This is a genomic window from Pseudomonas sp. CLCA07, assembly GCF_053615335.1.
Window position 1 is genome coordinate 1,418,126 of record NZ_CM132131.1, and the last position, 17,726, is coordinate 1,435,851.

General features: G+C 59.5%; 17 protein-coding genes. 11 read left to right on the forward strand and 6 right to left on the reverse strand.

What is annotated here, in order from left to right:
- Window positions 1-71 precede the first annotated feature (71 nt).
- The 3 genes from ACWGZX_RS06495 to ACWGZX_RS06505 are packed head-to-tail and all read left to right on the forward strand — an operon-like array spanning window position 72 to window position 4,986.
- On the forward strand, window positions 72-1,430 hold the full coding sequence (locus tag ACWGZX_RS06495; protein ID WP_452627728.1) for a TolC family outer membrane protein: 1,359 nt from the start codon (window positions 72-74) through the stop codon (window positions 1,428-1,430).
- A 19-nt stretch (window positions 1,431-1,449) separates the two neighbouring features.
- Complete coding sequence (locus tag ACWGZX_RS06500; protein ID WP_452627729.1) at window positions 1,450-3,609, forward strand: type I secretion system permease/ATPase; 2,160 nt, start codon at window positions 1,450-1,452, stop codon at window positions 3,607-3,609.
- A gap of 9 nt (window positions 3,610-3,618) precedes the next feature.
- Window positions 3,619-4,986, forward strand: a complete 1,368-nt coding sequence (locus ACWGZX_RS06505) for an HlyD family type I secretion periplasmic adaptor subunit (RefSeq protein WP_452627730.1) — start codon at window positions 3,619-3,621, stop codon at window positions 4,984-4,986.
- A 131-nt stretch (window positions 4,987-5,117) separates the two neighbouring features.
- On the opposite strand, the gene ACWGZX_RS06510 is transcribed toward ACWGZX_RS06505, so the two are convergent.
- A complete protein-coding gene (locus tag ACWGZX_RS06510) occupies window positions 5,118-5,714 on the reverse strand; it encodes a tRNA-uridine aminocarboxypropyltransferase (RefSeq protein ID WP_223520275.1) in 597 nt (198 codons plus the stop codon).
- 3 nt (window positions 5,715-5,717) lie between these two features.
- Window positions 5,718-6,611 (reverse strand): LysR family transcriptional regulator, encoded by an 894-nt coding sequence (locus tag ACWGZX_RS06515; protein WP_007945995.1) that lies wholly within the window; start codon window positions 6,609-6,611, stop codon window positions 5,718-5,720.
- A gap of 385 nt (window positions 6,612-6,996) precedes the next feature.
- On the opposite strand from ACWGZX_RS06515, the gene speB reads away from it, so the two are divergent.
- The 4 genes from speB to ACWGZX_RS06535 all read left to right on the forward strand — a co-directional run bounded on the left by speB (window position 6,997) and on the right by ACWGZX_RS06535 (window position 10,689).
- On the forward strand, window positions 6,997-7,947 hold the full coding sequence (gene speB / locus ACWGZX_RS06520) for an agmatinase (protein WP_150778981.1): 951 nt from the start codon (window positions 6,997-6,999) through the stop codon (window positions 7,945-7,947).
- Between the two features lie 232 nt (window positions 7,948-8,179).
- On the forward strand, window positions 8,180-9,559 hold the full coding sequence (locus ACWGZX_RS06525) for a sodium:solute symporter (RefSeq protein WP_452627731.1): 1,380 nt from the start codon (window positions 8,180-8,182) through the stop codon (window positions 9,557-9,559).
- Between the two features lie 85 nt (window positions 9,560-9,644).
- Window positions 9,645-10,382 (forward strand): MBL fold metallo-hydrolase, encoded by a 738-nt coding sequence (locus tag ACWGZX_RS06530; RefSeq protein ID WP_452627732.1) that lies wholly within the window; start codon window positions 9,645-9,647, stop codon window positions 10,380-10,382.
- Window positions 10,383-10,437: 55 nt separating this feature from the next.
- Window positions 10,438-10,689 carry an acyl carrier protein gene (locus ACWGZX_RS06535; RefSeq protein WP_452627733.1) on the forward strand — a complete coding sequence of 84 codons (252 nt, stop codon included), beginning with the start codon at window positions 10,438-10,440 and terminating at the stop codon, window positions 10,687-10,689.
- Between the two features lie 204 nt (window positions 10,690-10,893).
- On the opposite strand, the gene ACWGZX_RS06540 is transcribed toward ACWGZX_RS06535, so the two are convergent.
- Complete coding sequence (locus ACWGZX_RS06540) at window positions 10,894-11,022, reverse strand: PA1414 family protein (RefSeq protein WP_007914492.1); 129 nt, start codon at window positions 11,020-11,022, stop codon at window positions 10,894-10,896.
- A 139-nt stretch (window positions 11,023-11,161) separates the two neighbouring features.
- The gene (gene ptrR, locus ACWGZX_RS06545) at window positions 11,162-12,055 is read right to left on the reverse strand and encodes a putrescine utilization regulator PtrR (RefSeq protein ID WP_223520268.1); all 894 of its coding nucleotides are present in this window, start codon (window positions 12,053-12,055) and stop codon (window positions 11,162-11,164) included.
- Between the two features lie 103 nt (window positions 12,056-12,158).
- On the opposite strand from ptrR, the gene ACWGZX_RS06550 reads away from it, so the two are divergent.
- Window positions 12,159-13,340: an MFS transporter gene (locus tag ACWGZX_RS06550; RefSeq protein WP_452627734.1), complete on the forward strand. Its 1,182-nt coding sequence runs from the start codon at window positions 12,159-12,161 to the stop codon at window positions 13,338-13,340.
- Here ACWGZX_RS06550 and ACWGZX_RS06555 read toward each other — a convergent pair.
- Window positions 13,285-14,217 carry a DMT family transporter gene (locus ACWGZX_RS06555; RefSeq protein WP_452627735.1) on the reverse strand — a complete coding sequence of 311 codons (933 nt, stop codon included), beginning with the start codon at window positions 14,215-14,217 and terminating at the stop codon, window positions 13,285-13,287. The genes ACWGZX_RS06550 and ACWGZX_RS06555 overlap by 56 nt on opposite strands.
- Window positions 14,218-14,500: 283 nt before the next feature.
- The gene (locus ACWGZX_RS06560) at window positions 14,501-15,337 is read right to left on the reverse strand and encodes a CvfB family protein (RefSeq protein ID WP_452627736.1); all 837 of its coding nucleotides are present in this window, start codon (window positions 15,335-15,337) and stop codon (window positions 14,501-14,503) included.
- A 351-nt stretch (window positions 15,338-15,688) separates the two neighbouring features.
- Here ACWGZX_RS06560 and ACWGZX_RS06565 point away from each other — a divergent pair, with 351 nt between their 5' ends.
- The 3 genes from ACWGZX_RS06565 (at window position 15,689) to ACWGZX_RS06575 (ending at window position 17,723) form a co-directional block, all read left to right on the forward strand.
- The gene (locus ACWGZX_RS06565; protein ID WP_017337097.1) at window positions 15,689-15,877 is read left to right on the forward strand and encodes a hypothetical protein; all 189 of its coding nucleotides are present in this window, start codon (window positions 15,689-15,691) and stop codon (window positions 15,875-15,877) included.
- A 219-nt stretch (window positions 15,878-16,096) separates the two neighbouring features.
- On the forward strand, window positions 16,097-16,813 hold the full coding sequence (locus ACWGZX_RS06570; RefSeq protein WP_452627737.1) for a TorF family putative porin: 717 nt from the start codon (window positions 16,097-16,099) through the stop codon (window positions 16,811-16,813).
- A 40-nt stretch (window positions 16,814-16,853) separates the two neighbouring features.
- A complete protein-coding gene (locus ACWGZX_RS06575) occupies window positions 16,854-17,723 on the forward strand; it encodes a DUF6279 family lipoprotein (RefSeq protein ID WP_452627738.1) in 870 nt (289 codons plus the stop codon).
- Window positions 17,724-17,726: the final 3 nt, after the last annotated feature.

A 17,726-nucleotide genomic window follows, 5' to 3' on the forward strand; every position in this document is an offset into this window, starting at 1 on the left:
ATTTTACCTATAAATGCCGTCAAATTATTGGCGACTGATAAGCACCATCAGGAATTCAGGGAGATGCACCCATGCGCGTTTTAACCCCTCTTTGCAGCGCGGTTCTGCTGGCCGTTGCTTGCAATTCCAGCGCTCAAGCCATGTCGTTGACCGAGGCAATCCAAAGCACCATCGCAACCCATCCGGAACTGGCCTCGCGGGTGGACTCGCGCCTGTCCGCGGATGAACAGGTGAACGTTGCCAAAGGGGGCTTTTATCCATCAGTTGATCTGACTGGCGCCTACGGGCGGGCGCGCAGCGATAACACCAACACCCGGCAATTCGACAAACACAACACCGAAACCATGAATTACACCCAGTCGGAATTGCGCTTGCGGCAGATGCTGTTTGACGGTTTCAACACCTCGAACGAAGTTAATCGCACCAAAGACGTGGTCAACTCCCGGGCCTATTACGCACAAGGCACCGCCCAGGATCTGGCCCTGCGCACCATCGAGGTTTACCTCGAAGTGCTCAAGCGCCGCGAACTGGTGACCCTGGCCACGAACAACCTGCAAGCCCACTTGCGCGTCAACGACCAGATCGGCCTGCGTACCCAACGTGGCGTCGGCAGCACCGCCGACTCCGATCAATCCGGCGCGCGCCGGGCACTGGCGCAAAACAACCTCGACACCGCTGAAGTCGACCTGGCGGACGCCGAGTCGAACTTCTTCAGCGTCGTAGGGCGCCTGCCCGATGAGCTCGAAACGCCGCCATCGACCCGCGGCGAACTGCCCGCCACCCTGCCGGAAGCCCAGCAGAGCATGGTGGCCAACAACCCGTACCTGAAATCTGCCCAGGCCGACGTGCAATCGGCCGAGAGCCAGTATGAAGTCGCCAAATCGCCGTTCTACCCACGTCTCGACGCCGAAGCCGCGGTGGTCGCAAACAACAACGTGCAGGGCGATGAAGGTCACGACAACGAGTGGCGTGTGGGTGTGGTGATGAACTACAACCTGTTCCGCGGTGGCAGTGACAAGGCGCGCCTGGCCTCCGATGCGCATCAGATCAACCAGGCGATGGACATCCGCAACAACGCCCTGCGCCAGCTTAACGAGAACATTAACCTGGCCTGGAACGCCATGGTCAATGCGAAGAAGCAAACGCCTACCGCGCGCGAATACGCTGAAACCAGTAAACGCGTGCGCATTGCCTATCAGGACCAGTTCGGTCTGGGTCAGCGGTCACTGCTCGACTTGCTCGACAGTGAAAACGAGCTCTACAACGCCAACCGCCGCTACACCGAAGTGCGCTACACCGAGGAATTCTCGATGTACCGCGTGCTGGCCAGTATGGGTGAGTTGCTGAGCAAGCAACGGGTAGTGTTGCCCGCCGATGCAATCGCCTCCTCCGAAGTGAAGAACGAAGCCCGTTTGCCTGAAATGAAGTAGCTCACTGGGAGCGATCAATGTGACCAGCATGGAATCCGGCAACACTGGTGTCGATCCGCGCCTCAGCTTCGATGACCCGCTTCTGGACGGTCTGTTGATCCTCTGCAAACTCCACGGCGCGACCGTCAGTCGCGCCAGCCTGAGTGCTGGGCTACCCCTGAACAAACAACGCTTGAGCCTGGACCTGCTGCCGCGCGCAGCGGCCCGGGCCAGTTTGCAGGCGCGTGTACTTCGCCGTGATCTGGGGGATATTTGCGCCCTCAACTTGCCCGTGATGTTAATCCTCAACAACGGCCGCACGGCCATCCTGCGACGCTTCGGCGATGATGGTCAGGTGCTGATCCTGCCCAGCGAAGCCGACGGCGGTGAACAATGGGTCAGCACGCAAGAGCTGGCCGAAAACTACAGTGGCCAAGCCTTGTTTGCCCGGCCACGCCATGAACTCGAAGACTTGCGCTCGCCTCTGGTGCCGCGTGTGGAAGCGTGGTTTCGCGACACGCTGAAACTGTCGAAATGGCTGTACAGCGATGCGATCCTGGCGAGCTTCCTGATCAACCTGCTCGGGTTGATGGTGCCGCTGTTCGTGATGCAGACCTACGACCGGGTGGTGCCGAACCAGGCCACCTCGACCTTGTGGGTGTTGTCGATCGGCTTGTTGATCGGCACCGGTTTTGAACTGGTGCTGCGGGTCGTGCGCGCGCATTTGCTGGACACTGCCGGGAAGAAAACCGACGTAATCCTGTCGGCGACCTTGTTCGAGCGCATCACCGGCATGTCGATGAAAGCCCGCCCGGCGACCATCGGCGGTTTTGCCCAGAGCATTCATGACTTCCAGGGCCTGCGGGAATTTCTCACCGCAGTCACCTTGACCAGCCTGATCGACCTGCCTTTCGCCGTGCTGATGCTGGTGGTGATCGGCTTGCTCGGCGGCTGGCTGGTGGTGATTCCGTTGCTGGCGTTTCCGATCACGATCATCTTCGCGATGGTGATCCAGATGCGCCTGCGCGACACCGTGCAAAAAAGCCTGAGCCTGGGCGCCGAACGCCAGGCCTTGCTGATCGAAACCCTCGGCGGCCTCGAAACCCTCAAGGCCTGTAGCGCCGAGAGCGAGCGCCAGCACAAATGGGAAAGCACCCACGGCGCCCTCACCCGCCTCGACAGCCATGCGCGCAACCTCTCGGCGCTGGCCACCAACGGCACACTGTTCATCCAGCAATTCTCCGGCATGGCGACCATTATTGCCGGGGTCTACAGCATCATCGCCGGCAATCTCAGCGTGGGGGCACTGGTGGCGACTTACATGCTCGGTAGCCGCGTGCTCGCGCCACTGGGGCAGATTGCCGGTTTGATCACTCGCTACCAGCAAGCGCAACTGACCATGAAAAGCACCGATGCGCTGATGGGCCTGCCGCAGGAACGCGACGCGAAACAGCGGCCGCTGGAGCGCACACAACTGCAAGGCGCGCTCGACGTCAGCGGCGTGACCTTCCACTACAACGGCCAGAACGCACCGGCACTGGCCAACGTCAGTTTCAGCATGAAACCGGGCGAGCGCATCGGCATCATCGGTCGCAGTGGTTCGGGCAAAAGCACCCTGGCGCGACTGGTGATGGGGTTCTACGCGCCGGAAGAAGGCCAGTTGCTGCTCGACGGTCTGGACCTGCGGCAACTGGATGTCGCGGACCTGCGCCAACAGATCGGTTATGTCGCCCATGACCTGCCGCTGCTGGCCGGCAGCCTGCGCGACAACCTGACCCTGGGCGCCCGCTACATCAGCGATTCACGGATGCTCGAAGTCGCCGAACTGACCGGCGTCACCGAACTGGCGCGCCAGCACCCTCAGGGTTTCGACCGGCCAGTAGGCGAGCGCGGGCAGTTGCTGTCCGGAGGGCAACGTCAGGCGGTATTGCTGGCGCGGGCCTTGTTGCTCGACCCGCCGATCATGCTGCTCGACGAACCGACCAGCGCCATGGACAACAGCAGCGAAGACGTTCTGCGGCAAAAACTCCACACTTGGGTCCAGGGCAAAACCCTGCTGCTGGTCACTCACCGCACTGCAATGCTCAGCCTGGTGGATCGATTGGTCGTGCTGGATAACGGGCGAATCGTCGCCGACGGTCCGAAGGAAGCGGTCATTGATGCACTGCGCAAGGGCCGTGTCGGCTCTGCGGCGGTCTAGGAGAACCCCATGGCCCGTTCATCATCCGACACACCAAAGGACCGGGGCTACTTCGGCAGTTTCGGTAAAACCGCCGAGAGTGAATTCATGCCGGAAACCGCCGGCGCCTCGTTGCAGGATTCCCCCCGCTGGTCGCGGATTACCGTGTGGCTGGCGGCGGGGCTGATTATCAGTGCGGTGGGATGGGCCAAGTTCGCGGTGCTTCAAGAAGTCACCATGGGCGAAGGCAAGGCGATTCCGTCGAGCAAGGTCCAGGTGATCCAGAACCTGGAGGGCGGTATCGTCACCGAGATCTTCGTTCGCGAAGGGCAAATGGTGAACAAGGGCGACACCTTGCTGCGCCTGGATGACACGCGATTTCTGTCGAACAAGGGTGAGAGCGAAGCGGATCGTTATGCACTGACGGCGCAGGTTGAACGGCTGTCGGCAGAAGCGGAAGGACGCCCCTTCAAGCTGTCAGATGAGGTGATCGCCAAGGCACCGCAAGTGGCCGAGGATGAGCGCTCGTTGTACGAACAACGCCAGCGTCGGCTCGCCAGCGAACAGCGCACACTGAGCGAACAACTTCGGCAAAAAACCCAGGAACTGGCAGAATTCCGCTCCAAACAGGGACAGTTCAGCTCCAGTCTGGCGCTGCTCCAACAAGAGATGAACATGTCGACGCCACTGGTGAGCACCGGGGCGGTTTCACCGGTGGAAATCCTGCGTCTCAAACGCAGTGCGGTGGAGATTCGCGGCTCGCTGAATGCGACGACGCTGGCGATTCCCCGGGCTGAAGCGGCGATCAACGAGATCAAAAGCAAAATCGACGAGTCGGAACAATCCTTCCGCTCCGACGCGGCAAAGGAGCTGAATGAGAAACGCACCGATCTGTCGAAAATCACGGCATCGAGTATCGCCATCGATGACCGCGTGACGCGCACGACAGTGGTGTCGCCGGTTCACGGCATTATCAAAGTGCTGAAGGTCAACACCATCGGCGGTGTGGTTCAGCCCGGCAGCGACATGGTGGAAATCGTGCCACTGGAAGACAACTTGCTGATCGAGGCCAAAGTGCGGCCGCAGGACGTGGCGTTCCTGCATCCGGGGCAGAAAGCGATGGTCAAGTTCAGCGCGTACGACTACACGATTTATGGCGGGTTGAGCGCCAAACTCGAACTGATCGGCGCCGACACCATCACCGATGACAAGGGCAACAGCTTCTACCTGATTCAGGTTCGGACGGATAAAAACCACTTGGGCGGGGATGTGAAACCGTTGCTGATCATTCCGGGGATGGTTGCCACGGTGGACATCATCACGGGCGAGAAGAGTGTGCTGGATTACCTGCTCAAACCGGTGTTGAAAGCCCGGACTGAGGCGATGCGGGAGCGGTAGTCTCTGGCCTGGATTTTCTGTGTTTGTCAGTGCCTCTTCGCGGGCAAGCCCGCTCCCACAGTGGATTTGTGTTCACAGCAGATAAATTGTAGGAGCGGGCTTGCCCGCGAAGAGGCCCTGACAAACACCGATTATTTCGGCCCATGATTACGCTGGAAGGTCTCCTCCCCCATCGCCGCGATCTGCCCTTCGATCAACGCCTCGAACGGTTTCAACAATGGCTCAAACGTGCCCGGCGCTTCCAGCGTTTGCAGCGCCTGCACAATCGCCTCCACCGTCGACAACGCCCCCGGCCCCGGAGCCTTGCGCAATCGATATCGCGATACCCCGCCGTCCGCCAAGGTCACCCGTGGCAACGCTGCCAGCAGTGGATTGAGGTGCAGCATCTTGCGCGCCTTGCGCCAGGTGCCGTCCGGGACGACCAGCAATAGCGGCTCGTCAGTCGCCGTATACGTTGGCATCGGCTGCGCGTCTTCGCCCGGAAACAACAACCGCGCCTGATACCCCGGTTGATTCAACAGCGCCGGCAAATCCTCGAACACCTCACCGACGATCAGCTCTGCATTCTTCAAGCCCAACGCCGCCAACCGAGCCGTGTTCAGTGCGTGATTCACTTCGCTCGGATGTTGCAACAACAGCACTCGGGTGCGGCTATCGAGGCTCGGGATCAGCGGGCACAAACAATGAGTTTGCGGGCGCAGGCAACGGGGACACTGGATTCTGGACATAGATCAGGCCTGATTCAGTTGTGCTTTGAGCAAATCGCGAAAGGTCTGGATCAGCGGTTCGCGACTGCGGCCGCGGCGCACGATCATCGAGAACGGCGCCTGATAACCAAAGGTCGCCGGCAGCAACACACGCAAATCGCCCTTGTCCGCCCATGCCTGAGCGTAGTGCTCCGGCAGGTAACCGATGTAGGCGCCGGACAGCACCAGAATCAGTTGTGCTTCCATACTCTCCACCGTCGCCGCGCTGTGTTTGAAACCGTGACGCGCCAATTCCGCCTGGCTCCAGTAACCCCGGCCAACCATCCGTTGCTGGGTGATGACTTGCTCGGGGATACGCCGCTCGGTGAACAGCGGATGCCTGCTGCTGCAATACAGCCAGTGCTGCTCGCGGTAAAGCGGCATGTAGACCAGACCGCTCATGCGTGTGGAGAACGCACCGATGGCCAGGTCCAGGCGATTGTCCTGCACGCCGAGTTGCAGTTCGTACGGGCTCATGACCGACAAGTGCAAATGCACGGCCGGGTGTTCCTGGCTGTAGGCGCCGATGGCTTCGGCGAAGGGCAAGGCTTTGTCGCTGACCGTTGAGTCGATCACGCCAAGGTTCAGCGTGCCGCGCAGTTCGCCCTTGAGCGCTGCGGCGTATTGCTCGAAGCCTTCGAGCTCGCCCAGTAGACGCAGGGTTTCCTGATGAAACAGTTCGCCCTTGCTGGTCAGGCTGAACCCACCACGACCGCGATGGCAGAGCACCAGGCCGAGGGCCGCTTCAAGCTGGCTCATGTAGGTGCTGATGGCCGACGTCGAGAGGTTGAGTTCTTGCTGGGCGTTGGCGAACCCTTGATGACGGACCACGCTGACGAAGATGCGCAATAGTTTCAGGTCGGGTAAAGCGTTGGCCATGGGGCACTCCAGCAAAAACACAGTCAGACATTGAACCCGTAGCAGCTGACGAGCACCGCGAGGCTGCGTTCGGCGGCGAAGCAGTCGTGAAATCAGATAATGCGGTGTTTCAGGAAAACCTCGCGTTCAGGTTTTACGACGGCTTCGCCGCCGAACGCAGCCTCGCGGTGCTCGTCAGCTGCTACGGTAGGCGTCGATTGGGGCATGACGCGTTGTCAGTCTATCGCTGCCCGAACCATTAGTTTAGAAAAATCTGAACTAAGTATTTGCCCGTAGCGATTCTTCCCGGCCACTACATTTCGCAGAATCGTTACCCAACGGTGCCTGTGTCTATCCTGACCTGTGCAACCGACATAAATAAAACAACGACGATGAGGCCCTACCCGTGGACAAGATTCTTCACCAACCACTGGGCGGCAATGAAATGCCGCGCTTCGGCGGCATCGCCACCATGATGCGACTCCCCCATTTAGATACCGCTGCCGGTCTGGACGCTGCCTTCATTGGCGTGCCACTGGACATCGGCACTTCGCTGCGCCCCGGCACCCGTTTCGGACCTCGCGAAATCCGCGCTGAATCGGTGATGATCCGCCCGTACAACATGGCGACCGGCGCTGCTCCGTTCGATTCTCTGTCGGTGGCCGACATCGGTGACGTGGCAATCAACACGTTCAACCTGCTGGACGCGGTACGGATCATCGAAGAGTCCTACCACAAGATCCTCGAACACGATGTGATCCCCCTGACCCTCGGCGGCGACCACACCATCACCCTGCCGATCCTGCGTGCCATTCATAAAAAGCACGGCAAGATCGGCCTGGTGCACATCGATGCGCACGCTGATGTGAACGATCACATGTTCGGCGAGAAAATCGCCCACGGCACTACTTTCCGCCGCGCCGTCGAAGAAGGCCTGCTGGATTGCGACCGCGTGGTGCAAATCGGCCTGCGCGCTCAAGGCTACACCGCTGACGACTTCAACTGGAGCCGTAATCAGGGCTTCCGTGTGGTTCAGGCCGAAGAGTGCTGGCACAAATCCCTGGCCCCATTGATGGCCGAAGTTCGCGAGAAAGTCGGTGGCGGTCCGGTGTACCTGAGTTTCGACATCGACGGCATCGACCCGGCCTGGGCGCCTGGCACCGGCACCCCGGAAATCGGCGGTCTGACGACCATTCAAGCAATTGAAATCGTTCGCGGCTGCCAAGGCCTCGACCTGGTCGGTTGCGATCTGGTAGAAGTCTCGCCCGCTTATGACACCACCGGCAACACCTCGCTGCTGGCTGCCAACCTGCTGTACGAAATGCTCTGCGTACTGCCGGGTGTGGTCCACCGCTAAGGATGGATTCGCTCGCTAAACCGGCGTTGCGACAAACCACCTGATAAACGCGTTACCTGTAGTCAACGCATTTCCTGTGGGAGCGTGGCTTGCCCGCGATGAACGATGACGCGGTCTGCCTGACAGATCGCGGCGCTCCCATCGCGGGCAAGCCACGCTCCCACAGGATTGATGTTCCCACAGGGTTTGATTTTCGCCTCACCATAAAAAAAACAATTGGAGACACGCCGTCATGGCTTTGGATTTATTCGTCGTACTCATCTACGCCGCCGCGATGCTGATACTCGGCTACTACGGCATGCGCAAGGCCAAGACCAACGAAGACTTTTTGGTCGCTGGTCGTAACCTCGGCCCGAGCCTGTACATGGGCACCATGGCCGCCACCGTTCTGGGCGGCGCGTCCACCGTCGGCACCGTACGCCTGGGCTACGTCCATGGCATTTCCGGTTTCTGGCTTTGCGCGGCCCTCGGTTGCGGGATCGTGGCGCTGAACCTGTTCCTCGCCAAACCGCTGCTGAAACTGAAGATCTACACCGTTACCCAAGTGCTGGAAAAACGCTACAACCCGATGGCCCGCTCTGCGAGCGCGGTGATCATGCTGGCGTACGCCCTGATGATCGGCGTGACCTCGATCCTGGCCATCGGCACCGTGCTGCAAGTGCTGTTCGATCTACCGTTCTGGGTCTCGGTATTGGTCGGCGGTGGCGTGGTGGTGATCTACTCCGCAATCGGCGGCATGTGGTCCCTGACCCTGACCGACATCGTCCAGTTCGTGATCAAGACCGTAGGCCTGATGTTCATCCTGTTGCCAATCTGTCTGTATCGCGTTGGCGGTTGGGATGAGTTGGTGTTGAAACTGCCGGCCACCGCCTTCAGTTTCACCACGATTGGCTGGGACACCATCATCACCTACTTCATGATCTACTTCTTCGGGATCCTGATCGGCCAGGACATCTGGCAGCGTGTGTTCACTGTCAAGACCGCCAAAGTGGCTCAGGTCGCTGGTACGTTCGCAGGCTTCTACTGCATCCTCTACGGACTGGCCTGCGCCCTGATCGGCATGGCCGCTCACGTGCTGATCCCGGACCTGGACAACGTCAACAACGCCTTCGCCGCCATCGTCAAACTGTCCCTGCCGGACGGTATCCGTGGTCTGGTAATCGCCGCGGCCCTGGCCGCCATGATGTCCACCGCCAGCGCCGGCCTGCTCGCCGCTGCCACCACCCTGACCGAAGATATGCTGCCGAAACTGCGTGGCGGTAAACCGTCGAGCCTGCGCATCAATCGACTGTTCACCCTGTTGACCGGCATCGTCGTACTGGGCATCGCTCTGGTCGTGAATGACGTGATCAGCGCCCTGACCCTGGCGTACAACCTGCTGGTGGGCGGCATGCTGATCCCGCTGATGGGTGCGATTTTCTGGAAGCGCGCAACCACCGCCGGCGCGATCACCAGCATGGGCATGGGCTTCGCCACTGCGCTGGTGTTCATGTTCAAGGACGGTATGGATGCCAATACCCCGATCTATTACAGCCTCGGCGTCGGTCTGGTGAGCTTCGTGCTGGTCAGCCTGATGTCCCGTCGCCCGGCAACTCAGGCCAGTGCCGCCTAAGCTGAACATAACAACTTGATGCTTTCTTCGGCGGGTGTGGCGTCGGTTGCCACACCCGTTTTTTTTCGTCTGGAGAAAACCTTTGATGAAGATTGTTTCTCGCGATCTTTGGTTCAAGGTGAAACAGCTCAGCGACGGCATTCGCCTGATTCACGAGCCCTACATCCGGCCTTTCTATCGCTGTAACCTTTGGCACATTCAGGGCCGCGACAAGGATCTGCTGTTGGACAGCGGTTCCGGGCTGGTCAGCCTGCGCGAGCAACTGCCCTGGATTACCGAACGGCCACTGGTGGCGGTGGCCAGTCATTGCCATTTCGACCACATTGCCGGGCATCACGAGTTCCCCGAACGGCTGGTGCACCCGGCTGAGGCGGACATCCTCGCCGCGCCGGACGGCGACAACGATTTGAGCAAAGCCTTTGTCGGTGACGACATGTTCGAAGCTCACCCCGATTGCCCGTTGTGCTACGCCGAATACCGGGTCAAAGCCGCACCGGCCACGGGTTTGATAGAAGAAGGCGATGTGTTGGACCTGGGCGACCGCGTGCTGCAAGTGCTGCACACACCGGGGCATTCACCGGGGCATTCACCGGGGGGCATCAGCCTCTACGAAGCGGCGACCGAGACGCTGTTCAGTGGCGACATCATCTACGACGGCCCGCTGGTCGAAGACGCCTACCATTCCAACCTCGACGACTACGCCCGCAGCCTGAAACGCCTGCGTGAGTTGCCTGTGCGCACGGTGCATGGCGGGCATTTCGGCAGTTTCCCGGGGGAGCATTTGCGCACGATGATTGACGAGTGGCAGCGCTCACACGACTGAAGCCTGCTGTACTCAAGCGCAGGGCCAACAACTCTATCGCCCTCCAAGAGCGACCATGAAAAAAGCCGCCGTTCGCCTCGCCGTCCACCAGTTCATCAGCCGCGTGCTGGAGGGCCGGGATGACTTCAGCGACGATGCGAGCCTGGCGGAGTTGGGATTGGATAAAGAGGACATCGAAGAGCTAATCTTCCATCTGGAGGATGAGCTGGGGTTGACGGCATTTACGGCGGAGGAAGACCGCATGCTCAAGACCGCCAGGACGGCGAATGATTTGAGTCGGTTTCTGATTGAGATCGGGCGGCATTGAATTTGCCCGGTCTCTGGAGTTTGGCTGATCTGTAGCAGCTGCCGAGCACCGCGAGGCTGCGTTCGGTACGTGCCACGGTCGGACGAAGCCGTCGGTGAAATCAGACTTCGCAGTGTGTCAGGTAGATCCTGCATGCAGGGTTTACGGCTGCTACGCAGCCGAACGCTGCCTCGCGGTGCTCGACAGCTGCTACATGCCTCGCGACTACCGGCGGCGTTGCTGGCGTCGGCGCTGCTCGTCGTCCGTACGAATAGGCACAGGTTGCAGAGGCGGTTCGATCAAACCGAGTGCAACACCCAGATCGTGCAGCCAGTTTTGGATTTTCTCTTTCATGGTGCCCCCTTCAGGGTAGTGCCGAGCGACCGGAATTCTGAGGCCGCTTCGCACTGATAATAGTCCGAAGTCCTACGCAATGCTCATCAAAAGTCGCAATGATCTGTTACTGAATTGAACAAAATACCTGACCGATAGTTCAAGCAATCGCCTGGGCCTGTATCGGTGCCGACGGATAGACCGTCTGTTGCTGCTCGATCCACGCGTTCAAATTGGCCCCGACCATGCCCTTGCGCCACATCAGCCACGTCGTCGCGCTGGCAAATGGTTCCGCCAAAGGGTGCACCGCCACGCTCTCGCGGCCCGGCAGACTGGCGAGCATCGACTCCGACATCAACGCTACGCCTGAGCCTGCAATCACACAGGCGAGCATTCCCGGATAGGATTCGATCTCCATCGCCCTGCCCATAGCAGCATGGTCATGCGCGAACCAGGCCTCCAGGCGCATCCGGTAGGAACAGCCCTGGCGAAAGGTAAACACCGAGCGCCCTTCCACATCCAGCGCACTGCGCACCGGAGGGTGATCAGCCTCAGTGATCAGCACCAGCCGTTCGTCGCATAACGGCACGCCGTCCAGCCCCGCGAACTCCAGCGGGCCGTCCACCAGCGCCGCATCCAGCCGACCGCTGAGCAGACCTTCAAGTAGTTCGCCGCTTGGCCCTGATTGCACCTGCAGGTTTACCGCCGGGTAATTGCGGTGATAACGCGCCAACAAACCCGGCAGATGAATCGCCGCCGTGCTGTACATAGTGCCGAGCACGAAGTCCCCCGCCGGTTGCCCGCCCTGCACTGCCGCACTGGCTTCGTCATGTAGGGCGAACAGCTTGGCGGTGTAGTCCAGCAGGACTTTTCCCGCAGGCGACAACTGCAAACGCTGACGCTCGCGGACGAACAGTTCTACACCGAGCTGCTCCTCAAGTTGTTTCAGCCGTGTCGACAGGTTGGACGGCACACGATGCAAACGTTCGGCAGCACGGGTGATCGAACCCTCCTGCGCCACCGCCTGGAAGATCCGCAATTGGCTGAACTCCACGATCTTCTCCAATTCAGAACAAGTTACTCACTATTATTCATTTTTAAAGAAAGTCAAACAGTCCTAGCCTGACGGTCATTGATCCTTTACCGGAACTCAGACTATGTCCCCCCTGATTCGCTTACTCGCCAGTTTTATCGCCCTGATGATGGCCATGGGCATCGGGCGCTTCGCGCTGACTCCGCAAATGCCGCACTTGCTCAGCGAAGGTCAGATCGACCTGACCGCGGCGGGCCTGATTGCCGCTGCCAATTACCTTGGCTACTTCGTCGGTGCACTGGATGCGATGTTCTCGCGCAGACCGGCGCAAGTCCGTCAGCGCCTGCTGGGAGGGTTGTGGCTCTGTGTGCTGCTGACCCTGGCGTCGTTCTGGGCCAACGGGTTTTGGTCGCATCTGCTGTTGCGCTTTGGCACCGGCGTGGCCAGCGCCTGGGTGTTGGTGATGATCACCGCACTGAGCCAGCCATTGGCGGCAGCGGCCGGTCGTCCACGGTTAGGCGCGCTGGTATTTGCCGGACCAGGCCTGGGGATTTTTCTCACGGGTTTACTGGCCTTGGGTTCGAACCTGTTGGGGCAGACCTCCGCGACGTTGTGGCTGGTGTATGCCGGCGTAGCGTTGGCGATGCTGCTGGGGATTTTGCCGTTCCTGCCCCAACCTGCGGCGACAGCGTCGGCCGCCCCCATTGCCGTCACGTCGAACAATCAGGGCATCGCTCGACTGGGTGTGATCTATGGCTTGTACGGTCTGGGCTACATCATCCCCGCCACGTTCCTGTCACAAATGGCCAACACGCAGTTTCACGGACAGTGGCAGGCCGACCTGTTCTGGCCGTGCTTCGGCCTGGCCTCAGCTGTCGGGGTGGTGCTGGTGAGCCTGCGTCGACAATCCCCAAATGGAACACGCCATTGGCTGATGGTGACTTTGTGGTTGCAAGCCGCCGGGGTCTTCGCCTGCCTGTTGGGGAGCGGTACGGGGTTGGCGCTGGGGGTGATGCTGTGCGGCACGCCGTTTCTGGCGTGTATGCAATTGGTGATGCAACGTTCCCGCGAACTGGCGCCCCACGCCACCCAGCGCAACGCCGGGTGGCTGACCGCGTGCTTCGCCGTGGGTCAGCTCGCCGGGCCGTTGCTGGCCGCCCTGAGCAGCCATTTCAGTGGCGGTTTGCAGCCCGCCTTGATCGTTGCCGGCAGCGGATTGCTCATCGCCGGCAGCCTGTTGCTGCGCCCGGTCAGGACTGCCCGAGGGCTTTGCGCAAACGACGGCGAACCCACTGTTCAGCGCTGACAAACGTGATGCCAAGCAGCACCAGCACGGCGCCGATGACAAAGTTGAGGCTCAGTTCTTCCCCCAGCAACACCACCCCGAACGTGACGCCGAACAGCGGCGTCATGAACGAGAACACCGCCAGGTTCGCCGCCAGATAACGACGCAACAGCCAGAACCAGGTCAGGTAACTGAAGAACGACACCACCAATCCCTGGAACAGCACGCTGGTCACTGCCACCGCGGTCAGGCTGACGTGAGTAACCTGGCCGCTGAGAATCGCGATCAGCATCAGACCGACGAAACCGACGATCAGTTGATAGAACAACGTAAGCGTCACCGGCGCTTCCGACAGGCGCGAAGCCCGCACCACTACCGTGGTTGCGCCCCACGCTGCGCCGGCCAGTACGCCCAACGCATCGCCCATCAACATGCGGTGATCGAGGTTGTCCCAGGACACGCCACCGGCAAACGCGATGGCGATCCCGACGAATGCGAGGAAGATACCCAGCCACTGCAAAGGCCTTAAACGCTCACTCGGCAGCAACCAATGCACGCCCAATGCGGTAAAAATCGGTGCTGTGTAAAGGAACACCGACATGTGCGCTGCCGTGGTCAGTTGCAAGCCTTCTGAGATGAAGAAGAATTCCAGACCAAACAGTGCACCGGCCAGCAAGCCGCCGCGCCACGTAGCACCGACCTGATCCCAGCCACCCTTCCAGCAGATCAGCAATCCTACAAGCAATGCGGAAATGCCCGACCGCCCCACCGCCTGCATGACCGGTGCGATGTCAGGCGCCGCCCACTTGATGATCACCTGCTGTACGCCCCAGATCAGACACAACCCGATCATCACTTGCAGGGCAAATCCGTCGGCGCTGCGCCGGCTGGCGCTCACCGTGACACCTCGACAACACAATCCATGGCAGAAACTCGGCAGAATAAAAACAAAACGCCACAATCCGTAGCTGCTGGCGAAGCCTGCGTCCGTCTCTGTAGATACCGTCTTGAGCCCCAGCGAGGCTGCGTCCGGCTGCGAAGTAGTCGTAAACCCAGTACGCGCGGACTTTCTGAAACACCGCATTGAATGATTTTACGACTGCGGCGCAGCCGGACGCAGCCTCGCTGGGGCTCGACAGCTGCTACAACGCGAGCATTGGCTCGAGTGACCGGCTGCGGGGTCAGCTTAGTTCAATGCGATCCGCATGAATGACGATCTGGCCATTCTTGTACAGCGCACCAATGGCCTTCTTGAAGTTGCCCTTGCTGACGCCAAACATGCTGCTGATCACTGTCGGGTCGCTCTTGTCGCTGACCGGCAGGCTGCCGTTGTTTTCACGCAACTTGGCCAGGATCTTCGAATTCAGGCTGGTGGCCGCTTCTTCGCCTACGGGTTGCAGGCTCAGGCTGATCTTGCCGTCGACGCGGACTTCTTTGATAAAGCCCTTCTCTTCTTTGCCGGCACGCATGAACTTGAAGATTTCGTTCTTGTGGATCAGGCCCCAGTGCTTATTGTTGATGATTGCCTTGAAGCCCATGTCGGTCGCTTCGGCCACCAGCAAATCCACTTCCTGGCCAGGGGTGTAGCTGGCCGGGGTCTTGTCCAGGTAGCGATCCAGACGCGCGGTCGCGGTGATACGACGGGTATGCTTGTCGAGGTAGACATGCACCACCACATACTCACCGGCGGTCATCTGGCGTTTTTCTTCGGAGTACGGCAGCAGCAGGTCCTTCGGCAGACCCCAATCCAGGAAAACGCCGATGCTGTTGACTTCAACGACTTTCAAACTGGCGAATTCACCGACCTGAACTTTCGGCTTTTCGGTAGTTGCGATGAGTTTGTCATCGCTGTCCAGATAAATAAAAACGTTGAGCCAGTCTTCATCTTCGCTGGGAATATCTTTGGGGATATAACGATTAGGCAACAGGATTTCGCCATCCGCCCCACCGTCCAGATATAAACCGAAGTTAGTGTGTTTAACCACTTGCAAACTGTTGTAACGCCCGACTAAAGCCATTTCAAATACCCTCATTACGTGCGCGCATTCTACCCGGTTTTGCGGACGACGTTCGCTGGCCGGCCCGGTGGTGGAAGAAAATACTCTGCGAACCTTGATTTTCCTGGGCGTTGCCTCCGAGGACCTCGCCACTCGTCAGCCCGACGAGGTGAATTTTTCACCTGCCAGTCCATTCATGCGCGAGCTCTTTTCGTCAACGTTCTTATTTAAAACAGCGGGTTAGAGACCTACTTCAGATAATGATCCGAGATAAATTACAGCCCTGCGATGTGTATTTTGAGGGGATATTAGCCAAGCAATTGTCAAGTATTTCCTGTACGATGCCTGGCCAAGTTAATTTTCTACAGGTTAATGGCCGCCATGCGTGTAAAAGCATCCAACAGCAAAGCAAAGCCAGCTCCAGCCGTTGAAACCAGCGAATCGATCAACAACCAGATCGCTGCGTTCCTCAAGTCCGGTGGTGAAATCCAGCAAATTGCCAAAGGCGTCAGCGGCCAGACGTTCGGCCCGTCCAAGCAGATCACTTTGGGCAAGAAGTAACATCCCCCAAAGATCCGCCGCGTCAACTGGTCCCTAAGCGCTTTGAGCTTCGAAGCGCTTGGACTGGAACCCTCCCGCAACACCCCGATACCCCTCAATTTTTCAAAAATCGACGAACGGCCCTCGATACCGAGCATTCGCCGGTATGCTTGCACACGTCTAGAACAAGCGTTTCGGCAGGTTTTCGATTCCTGCTCCTCGCTGTCAATGGAGTGACGCATGCTCAAGCCCTCTTCCATAGTGCTCTGTACGTTGCTGGCATGTCCGGTCGCCAACGCGCAAGTTTTCCAGCGCGAACTGGGCGACTTCGACCTCAAGCTCGGCACGACGCCCAGCCGCAGCATGGCCCAAGGGTTGGTCAAGCCTTCCAGTACCGGTTCATTCCATGGTGGCCTCGACCTGACCCACGACAGCGGCTTCTACGCCGGCCAATGGGCCCCGAGCATGGGGTTGAGTCCAGGCAAGAACCTTGAAGTGGATTCCTACGTGGGGTTTAAACAACCCTTCGATCAAACCCTCAGGTACGAAGTAGGCATGATCCACTACAGCTATCCGAAAGTGGACACCCTCGACAGCCAGGAGCTCTTCGGCGGCCTGACCCTGCTCGGCAGCCGCTTTGGCGCCGCCTTCAGCAATGACCCGGACAAACTGAACCGGACACTGTTTGCAGACCTCGGCGGCAATCAACCATTCGGCATCGGGATCAGCATGAAGTACACCACCCACCAGCTCTACACACCGGCGTCGGTCGACAGTGGGTATATCGGCAGTTTTACCGATTGGTCGGTGCAACTTTCCCGGCCGTTCATGGGCATCGATCTGGACCTGATCTACAGTGATTCAAGTCTCAGTGGCAGCAACTGCTCGGCCTATTCCGGGCACAACAGTCAATGCGACGGACTGGTCACTCTCAAGGCTGAACACGCGTTTTATTGAACAGCTGAATTGCCGGAGTCATCCTGCGTAGGATCTGCCCATGTCGCGCTGGCTCATTCGTTTCGCCGCTCTACTCATCCTGAGCCTCGCCCTCGGCGCGTGCAGTCGAGTGGGCCTGGCCTACCGCAATCTCGACGTGATCATTCCGTGGACGCTCAACGACTATCTGGACATGAGCGGCGAGCAGAAAGACTGGTTCAACGAACGTCTCAAGGAACACCTGAGCTGGCATTGCACCACGCAACTGCCGGGCTACCTGGATTGGCTCGACCGCTTACAATCCATGGTCGAAACCAACCAGGTCACCGACGCCGCGCTGCAAGCCCGCACGCGGGAAGCCAAAGCCGCCATCGCCCAGACCGCCCGGGAAATCACCCCGTCGGCGGTCGAGTTGTTACAGGGGCTGGATGACAAGCAGGTCGCGGAAATGAACGACGCTTTCGCCAAGGACCTGCGCAAACGGCAGGAGGAATACCTCAAACCGTCCCTCGATCAGCAGATCAAACAGCGTGCCGAACGCATGGAGAAACGTCTGGATGACTGGCTTGGCCCGCTGAGCCCCACCCAGCAACAACGGGTGCTCACCTGGTCAAAGGCCTTGGGTGACCAGAACTCGCAATGGATCGCCAACCGCGCACACTGGCAGAAGCAATTCAGCGCAGCCGTTGCCCAGCGTCATAGTCCGGACTTCCCACAGCGAATCGAGACGCTTCTGGTCAATCGCGAGAGTTTGTGGACGCCGGCCTATCGCCAGGCCTACGCCAATACCGAAGCTCAGGCCCGGGGGTTGATCGTGGATTTGATGGCCGAGAGCACGCCAACCCAGCGTCAGCGGTTGTTGAAGAAAATCGAAGGAGTGCGCAAGGATTTCAACGATCTAAAGTGCCTGAAGGCAGCCAAACAATCTTAGTCC